Raw genomic sequence first — 1,049 nt, 5'->3', positions numbered from 1 at the left:
CTACGGGGAACTCCCCACGGCGGAACACTTGTCGCATTTTCGGCGACTGCTGACCGAGCATGAGATGATTCATGAAGGGATGCGGAACTCGTTTCTGGGTTACCCGACCCACGGCCATCCGATGGCGATCTTGTCATCGATGATCAACACGTTGTCGTGCTACAACGTCGACGTGATGGAGATGGAAGATGAGGCCTCCTTTGAAAACGCCGCGGCCAGATTGATCTCCAAGATTCGCACCGTCGCCGCTTACGCTTACCGAACCTCGACCGGGCAACCACTCGTCTATCCGCATCCGGAACTGAGCTACTGCCGCAACTTTCTGCACCTGATGTTCTCCACGCCCAACCGCACGTACGAACCCGATTCGGATGTCGTTCGCGCGCTGACATTGTTCCTGATCTTGCATGCCGACCACGAGCAGAATTGCTCCACTTCGACCGTCCGGATGGTGGGATCGTCGGGGGCCAATTTGTTTGCGTCGTGTTCGGCCGGTGTTTGCGCCCTGTGGGGACCATTGCACGGCGGGGCCAACGTCGCCGTGATGGACCAACTGCAACGGATCAAGAACTCCGGCATGAGCGTCAAAGAACTGATTGAGCGTGTCAAACTGAAGAAGGAAAAGCTGTACGGTTTCGGCCACGGCGTCTATCGAAGTTATGACCCTCGCGCCGAGATTCTTCGCCGCCACGTCCCCAAGGTGCTGGGCAAACTGGGACGCAACGATCCACTGCTGGAAATCGCCAGAGAGTTAGAAGAGATCGCCCTGAGCGATGATTATTTCGTCAGCCGCAATCTGTATCCAAACGTCGACTTCTATTCAGGGATCTTGCTGCGAGCGATCGGCATCCCGGTGGACATGTACACGGTGATGTTTGCCATCGGCCGGATGCCGGGCTGGATCGCGCACTGGAAAGAAGTCCGAGACGGCAACAGTCGAATCTATCGACCGCGGCAGATCTACAACGGTCCGACGTCTCGCGATTACACCGCGATGGAATGGCGCTAGCGGTGCGTCAAGAGTGTTGATGTGCAGGCTTTAGCCGCCC

At 57.2% G+C, this 1,049-nt stretch carries 1 protein-coding gene; it reads left to right on the top strand.

The features are described from left to right. The coding region (locus tag NZK35_RS34275) for a citrate/2-methylcitrate synthase (protein WP_259637029.1) at positions 1 to 1,009 on the top strand (1,009 nt) is incomplete at its 5' end. Positions 1,010 to 1,049: the final 40 nt, after the last annotated feature.

This window comes from Stieleria sedimenti (assembly GCF_025060895.1).
Lineage (GTDB): Bacteria > Planctomycetota > Planctomycetia > Pirellulales > Pirellulaceae > Stieleria > Stieleria sedimenti.
This window is presented reverse-complemented; position numbering and strand designations above follow the sequence as displayed.